8 protein-coding genes (1 of these 8 only partly in view) are annotated in these 6,000 nt (G+C 60.0%); 4 read left to right on the forward strand and 4 right to left on the reverse strand.

Translation table 11 applies throughout. The features are described from left to right. Positions 1-53 precede the first annotated feature (53 nt). Both NSND_RS16730 and NSND_RS16735 read right to left on the reverse strand, forming a co-directional pair. On the reverse strand, positions 54-281 hold the full coding sequence (locus NSND_RS16730) for a CsbD family protein (protein WP_080880072.1): 228 nt from the start codon (positions 279-281) through the stop codon (positions 54-56). 94 nt (positions 282-375) lie between these two features. Next, on the reverse strand, positions 376-543 hold the full coding sequence (locus NSND_RS16735; protein ID WP_080880073.1) for a DUF1328 family protein: 168 nt from the start codon (positions 541-543) through the stop codon (positions 376-378). Between the two features lie 416 nt (positions 544-959). Here NSND_RS16735 and NSND_RS16740 point away from each other — a divergent pair, with 416 nt between their 5' ends. Continuing rightward, positions 960-1,238, forward strand: coding sequence for a hypothetical protein (locus NSND_RS16740; RefSeq protein ID WP_080880074.1), 279 nt, complete (start codon positions 960-962; stop codon positions 1,236-1,238). A gap of 75 nt (positions 1,239-1,313) precedes the next feature. Here NSND_RS16740 and NSND_RS16745 read toward each other — a convergent pair whose 3' ends face one another. Beyond that, the gene (locus NSND_RS16745; protein ID WP_080880075.1) at positions 1,314-2,171 is read right to left on the reverse strand and encodes a class I SAM-dependent methyltransferase; all 858 of its coding nucleotides are present in this window, start codon (positions 2,169-2,171) and stop codon (positions 1,314-1,316) included. Positions 2,172-2,208: 37 nt separating this feature from the next. Further along, on the reverse strand, positions 2,209-2,712 hold the full coding sequence (locus tag NSND_RS16750) for a hypothetical protein (RefSeq protein WP_080880076.1): 504 nt from the start codon (positions 2,710-2,712) through the stop codon (positions 2,209-2,211). 573 nt (positions 2,713-3,285) lie between these two features. Between NSND_RS16750 and NSND_RS16755 the strand changes: the two genes are divergently transcribed. From NSND_RS16755 to NSND_RS16765, 3 genes are all read left to right on the forward strand, one after another. Further along, positions 3,286-3,882, forward strand: coding sequence for a DUF4396 domain-containing protein (locus NSND_RS16755; protein ID WP_080880077.1), 597 nt, complete (start codon positions 3,286-3,288; stop codon positions 3,880-3,882). A 394-nt stretch (positions 3,883-4,276) separates the two neighbouring features. Then, complete coding sequence (locus tag NSND_RS16760) at positions 4,277-5,224, forward strand: hypothetical protein (protein WP_080880078.1); 948 nt, start codon at positions 4,277-4,279, stop codon at positions 5,222-5,224. Further along, positions 5,221-6,000 carry the 5' portion of a transporter gene (locus NSND_RS16765; RefSeq protein ID WP_080880079.1) on the forward strand. It continues 255 nt past the right edge of the window, so only the first 780 of its 1,035 coding nucleotides appear in the window; it begins with the start codon at positions 5,221-5,223; its stop codon lies off the right edge, out of view. Before NSND_RS16760 ends, NSND_RS16765 begins: the two co-directional genes overlap by 4 nt.

Raw genomic sequence — 6,000 nt, forward strand, 5'->3', positions numbered from 1 at the left:
TTAAGCGAACAGTGAAAGTGTGCGGCGAAATCTGTTTCGCCGATGGTGTCGATTCAGGGAGCCTTCGTTCCCTCGGCGTCCGGCTTCGCCTGCTCATGCCAGTGGGAAGCCCACTTCATCAGCTCGGCCTTCTTCTCGCCGTACCGTTCCTGCACTTTTCCGACAAAGGTGTCGTAATTGCCGGCGATCTGCTGCAAGTCGTCTTCGGTAAACTTGCCCCATTGTTGTTTCAGATCCCCTTTGAACTGGAGCCATTTTCCTTTGAGTTGATCTGCGTTCATACCGCCTCCTTTCGTGGTGTCAGCCATGAAACCTCGGCTGGGTGTGACTGTCGGGTCCTTATACGGTGAACGGTTCAGACAGCCTGAACCGTTGTCAGGTGGTTCGCGGAGTCCGTCCCGACACCAGGTGCACCACCAGCAACACCACCCCGATCAAGAACAAGATCCAAGACATCTGGACGGCAACTGCGGAGACCCCCAAAAGATTGAGGGCGTTGGCAATCAAGCCGACTACTAAGAACATCAGCGCGTAGTAGAGCATTGGGCACTCCTTTCATGGAGTCACCGGCGTGAGTTGAACAATCCTCCGGGGCCTCGAGGAATGACGGTTGCGCTCCACGAGCGGACCGGCACATCGGACAGGCGGCACCTCAGAGAGACTCTGGTACAGGAGCGGCGGAGACTGGGGAATCAGTCACGCGTACGAAGGAACGGGAAGCGCGAGGATGGGACAGTCAGCGGAGCTTCATTGGGCACCTCTTCACGCTAAGCGCAATCGGCAGTGACGTCAAGCACTATAATGTGAGGCCGGAACGCGGAGGCTGAAGCTAAGTGGAAACGCGAGTCGCAAGAATTGGGGAGATGCTCGATGTACGGCTAGGGGTTTCGCTAGTGCCGTCGTCCCCGTAGCGGACGTACAACACAAAGAGAGCAATTCACCATCTGTGGAGGACGGGTATGCGTACATTCATCATTGCGGCTGTCGCGGGGTTCTGTCTGTTAACGGGGTTGTCGCTTTCCGCAGGGGCGGGGGAAACCAAGGCCAAGATCGAAAAGGGCAAGGGGGAGCTGAAGGGCGATCTCGAAGAAATGAAGGGTGAAACCAAGGCGATGAAGGAAGAGTTGAAGGGGAACGACACGAAAGCGGAGATGGAACGGGCGAAGGGCAAATTGAAAGGCGCGGGAGAGCGGGCCAAAGGGAAGATGAAAGAGTTGAAGGAAAAGGCAACGGACTAGCCCAGGTTCGTTTCCCGCCCGCCGGCTCGTCAGGGCCGGCGGGCACGGTATTGTGCGAGTGCTGCCGTGCGACGGCTACTGCGGCTTGCGCGCGCTCACGATCCTCACCGCAATCGGCAACGAGACTCCCTGTGGCCCCCGATACTCGTTCACGGCCTTGACGATGCCCCGCTCGGCTTCGGCCTGTTGCTCCTGCGTCAATTTGGCAAACAGGTTTTGAATCGGTGCGGCGATATCCATCAGGCCGCGAAAGAATTCCTCCGCTGTGGCATAGGTCACCTCCGCCGTGAATTCTTCATCGTCGAGCGGCTTGAGGCCCGCCCGTTCGAACATGCCGGCCAGGTCGCCCGGCTTTGCAAGCCGGAAGATGCCGGGCGCCTCAGGGTCGGGCGGCGGCAGGGGCGTGATGGTCTTGATCACGTCCATTGGGATACGAATGAACGGATTCTTGTCCGGCGCCGACCAGACGGCGGCCGCGACATAGCCTCCCGGTTTCAACACCCGGGCGATTTCTGCGGCAGCCTTCGGAATTTCAGGCAGGAACATCAAGCAGAACCGGCTGATCACGGCATCGATCGAGCCGGTCTCGAACGGCAGTGAAGTGACATCCCCGGTACGAAACGTCACGTGCTCCAGGCCGAGCGTCTTGGCTTTGCGCGTGGCGACCGCCAGCATGGATTCAGCGAGATCGATCCCGACCACGGTACCATCCGATCCCACCACTTCACCGGCCAGCAGCGCCGGATAGCCGGTGCCCGATCCAAGATCCAACACCCGCAGCCCGGGCCGCACCCGCGCATCGGCCACCAGCCGGTGGTTGATGAAGGCCATGTTGCGGTTGAAGAACTGATCCCATTTGTCCCAACCGGCGGCAACGCGATTCCAGTCCTGACGCTGGGCTTCGATCACAGCCTCTGGTGTTTGTGACGGCATCGGAGCGACTCCTTGTTGGACAAAGTAGAGAGGAAGATTATTTCACGCGTTCGAAGGTAAACACCTTCGGCACGTCTTTTCCCGCCTTGCTCAAGGTCCAGGTCTGGGTGAAGTGATCGTGGTCTTTGACGTCGATGGTCAGCTGGCGCATGTGAACATCGGTCGGGTTTTTGAGGTTGGTGGCATCCACAAAGGCAAAGGTGATCGTCTTATCTCCCTCTTTGATCGCGGAGGCGCGCATGCGCGGCTGGTTATTGAGGGAGCAATAGTGCGTCAACATCAGTTGGTCGCCGTCGCTGTAGTACATGGTCGTCATCGGGGGGCTGTCGGGCGGGGTGAGCGTTTCGGTCAGACTGGTGCCTCCCGAACTGAGCGCAAAGGCGATCTTGTGGGCTTTCCCTTCCGCGTCGGCCCCCTTCCATTCTCCGACGAGGAACTTTAATGGACTCAGGGTTGTATCTGGAGTATCGGCGGCTTGGGCGAAGAGCGGGACGAAGAGTAGGACGAGACCACAGAGAGCACGAAGAATTCCACGCGGCATGCAAACCCTCCATCAAACAAGAAGATGCCGAACACAAGTCAGTCAAGCATGTCTCCAAGGTCGAGATCAAGACTTTTTCAGCCGCTGTCGCAGAACGGGACAGCAGGAACGGCAGAGTGAATCAGAAATGCACGTATAATGACTTGGAGTGAGGGGAAAGACAGGAGGCGCGTTCGGGCGAGAATTGCCGGGGGAGTGGGAACGTCCGCCATGAATTTGATAGAACAGGTCTGGCGATAGTTTTCCTGAGACACGAACGGCAGGCCGGCCTATGCCGCACAACTCCAGCGCATCGATCTCGAAGGCGAGTCACCTGCGGTCGTGGTGCAGGCGCTTCAAGTCACGCCGAATAACCTCACCGTGCGTCTCCATCGTGCGCGCCAGGCCCTGCGGGCCAGCCTCGAACAGACTTGCGGGCTTTGCACCAGACAAGGCTGTTTCAACTGCACGTGCGAGTAGTTCCTCCGCCTACCGGTAGATGTGAAAAGAACGGTCGGCGCCCTGTAATAATTCCCGCCTTGTTCCGTCTGTAGGGGTGAACGGATGATTTCACCACTCACAGGGAGGACACACATGGCTCACCACCATTCAGCGACTATCACCGTGCCGCGTCACGCAGAGCCACGAGGTCACGATCACCATACGAACGGGCATGACTGTGTGCAGGCTCACGGCGATCACCGTGGCCGTCATCAGCCTCACGAGCATCAGGAAGCGAACCACCAGGCATCCTCGCTCGATCGAACAGCGCTGATGGCGACCCTGCACTGCTTGAGCGGCTGCACCATCGGCGAAGTGCTCGGGATGGCGATCGGCACGGCGTTGGGCTGGAGTAATTGGCCGACGGTCGGCCTCGCTGTTGCGCTGGCCTTTCTCTTCGGGTATGCCATGACCTTGTACCCGTTGCGGCGGGCGGGTATGGCCTGGGGAACGGCGCTGGGGTTGGCCTTTGCGTCCGATACCCTCTCAATGACGACTATGGAACTGGTGGACAATGCGATCATGGTGATGGTTCCCGGTGCGATGGACGCCGGGTTGCCTGATCCGCTGTTCTGGGGCAGTCTGGTCTTGTCCCTTCTTCTGGCCGGAGTGGCGGCATTTCCCGTCAACCGCTGGTTGATCGCGCGGGGTAAGGGGCATGCGCTGGTGCATGGGCAGCACTGCCACTGAGGCGGTTCGGCTGCAACCGTCGATCCGCTGCTGCGACATGCCTGGCTGCTGATGAGGGGCAGCCAGGCGGGCGGGCTCGTCGTTCAGTCCTTCGACGTACTTCACAGTACGCCGCAGTCCCTCACGACTCCGCGCGCCCGTCTCGCGACGCGGCTTGACGATTTCGCAACGAACCGGCGCTAGCCCGGATTATTCATGAATGTCGTCGCGAGGCGTTCGAGACCGAAGCCCGCCGGGGCTTCTCGCAAGCCAGGCCGACGCAGGCGTACTTGCAGTCCGTCGAGGAGGCCGAACGAGAACAACCCCGCCGGGCGAGAGAATCGAACGACGCAGCAGGTATTCATGAATAGTCCGGGCCAGGGTTTTGATCAGTTTGATTGAGGAGCGATTCAGCATGACGATCGGGAAATATATGTGCATGCTGGCGATCGTGGCCACGGCCATGGTTGCCTTCGCGCTGGCGGGGTGCAGCCAGTTCGAGCCGCGCGACAAGCGCTTCTATTACCGGGCGCTGTGGAATTTTTCGTTGCGGGAAGATCTGGCCGAACTCGACAGTGAGTTCAACGGCGTGGACTTCGGCCATTCCAATCTGTACGAGAATCTGTTGCTGACCGGCGGTCAGGACGTGCCGGCCATTGAGGAGCGGGCGCGCAAGCAGACGATCGCGTTTATCGCGACCAAACCCCGGCTGAACCCGAACGAGGAGGCGATTGCGCCGACCTATATGAAACTGGCCTGGCGCGCGCAGAACACGTTCGACGAAGCCCATGCCCTGCACCGCGCCACGTACGACATTGCGGTGTCGGACGAGCCGGAGAAGGATCGGGCGATCCGCAATGTGTTGGCCTACTATAAGGACAGCGCCTACGCGATCACCTCGAAGCGATTGGATCACCATCGGCTGGACCAGTTTCCCTATTCCAAGGCCTTCAGGACACGCTTCCCGCTGTTCAACGCGACGATCTGGTCGTACCACTACTTGCAGGTGGCCGTGTACGACCCGTTGCAGGCCGCGCGTGACCTGGCCGCCAAGACGCAAGCGGTCCGGCCCATTCTTGCGACCTATCGGCGGTATCTGGAACAGCCACCGGTGCAGTGGACGTTCATGCCGCTCACGGCGGAACTGAGTCCGCAGTTTGCCGCGCGGTATCCCGAATTGGCCAACATCTTCGACAATCTCCATATGCTGCACGACAACATCAGCGATATCCTCACCAGCGAGCGGCTCCCGACCTGGGAGGCGAAGCGGGCTGAAATTTATCGTGTGCTGAATAGCTACTATCTGGCGAGTGCGGATGCGACCAATCCGATGATCGTGCAAGGACAGGAGCATCACCATTGAAGTTGAGAGATAAGCGATTCCTTGCGCGCTTGCTCGGCTCGGCCCTTGCGCTGGTGACTACACCGCTGTTCGCCCTGGACCATGACAACCTCGATCCCAACCGTCCGATCGGGATGGAGGATGCCTATGCCATTCCGAAAGGGGAGATCGGCCTGGAGGGCGGGGTGAGGTTCAACGACCGTCGAGAAGGCCGCACGCAGGTCACATTTCAGCCGCAAATTATCTACGGCGCGTTCGCCAATACGCAGCTCGAAATCCAGGGCGATCTGTTTACCGACCCGCACTCCATCGTGGGGGCGAACAAGTCCGGCGATTTGCACCTGGGGGTCCTCTACAACTTCAATACGGAAACGTTGATGCTGCCGGCGTTGGCCGTCCGGGTCGAGGCGGATCTACCCACCGGCGTGAACTCCAAAGGTGTGGACACGCAGCTCACCGGCATCTTGACCCGGTCGTTCGGCCGGCTGCGAGTGCACCTCAATGCGGGCTATACCGTGATGGGATCGCCGCAAGGACAGGAGCGGCCCGGCGCCTATCGGGCCGTCGCTGCCGTCAGTTACCCTTTGGGCTACCCCACGAGCTTTCGCGACACGCTGATTGTCAGTGTCTACACCCGCCAATCGGACCTGCGCGGGCAACAGAACCACACCGGCATCGAAGTGGGACTCCGGCACCAATTGACCTCGCGTGTCGTACTCGACGGCGGGCTCGGCACCGAGTTCGTCGGCCCGGCGGATCGTGCGGCGCTGCTGGGGACGATGGGGGTCTCCGTCGGA

The sequence above is a fragment of the Nitrospira sp. ND1 genome (assembly GCF_900170025.1).
GTDB lineage: Bacteria > Nitrospirota > Nitrospiria > Nitrospirales > Nitrospiraceae > Nitrospira_A.

Bases quoted from the DNA above. Each gene is read 5' to 3' on its own strand.
- NSND_RS16735 (WP_080880073.1), bottom strand. From the start codon at position 543: ATGCTCTACTACGCGCTGATGTTCTTAGTAGTCGGCTTGATTGCCAAC.
- NSND_RS16760 (WP_080880078.1), top strand. From the start codon at position 4,277: ATGACGATCGGGAAATATATGTGCATGCTGGCGATCGTGGCCACGGCC.
- NSND_RS16740 (WP_080880074.1), top strand. From the start codon at position 960: ATGCGTACATTCATCATTGCGGCTGTCGCGGGGTTCTGTCTGTTAACG.
- NSND_RS16730 (WP_080880072.1), bottom strand. From the start codon at position 281: ATGAACGCAGATCAACTCAAAGGAAAATGGCTCCAGTTCAAAGGGGAT.
- NSND_RS16755 (WP_080880077.1), top strand. From the start codon at position 3,286: ATGGCTCACCACCATTCAGCGACTATCACCGTGCCGCGTCACGCAGAG.
- NSND_RS16750 (WP_080880076.1), bottom strand. From the start codon at position 2,712: ATGCCGCGTGGAATTCTTCGTGCTCTCTGTGGTCTCGTCCTACTCTTC.
- NSND_RS16745 (WP_080880075.1), bottom strand. From the start codon at position 2,171: ATGCCGTCACAAACACCAGAGGCTGTGATCGAAGCCCAGCGTCAGGAC.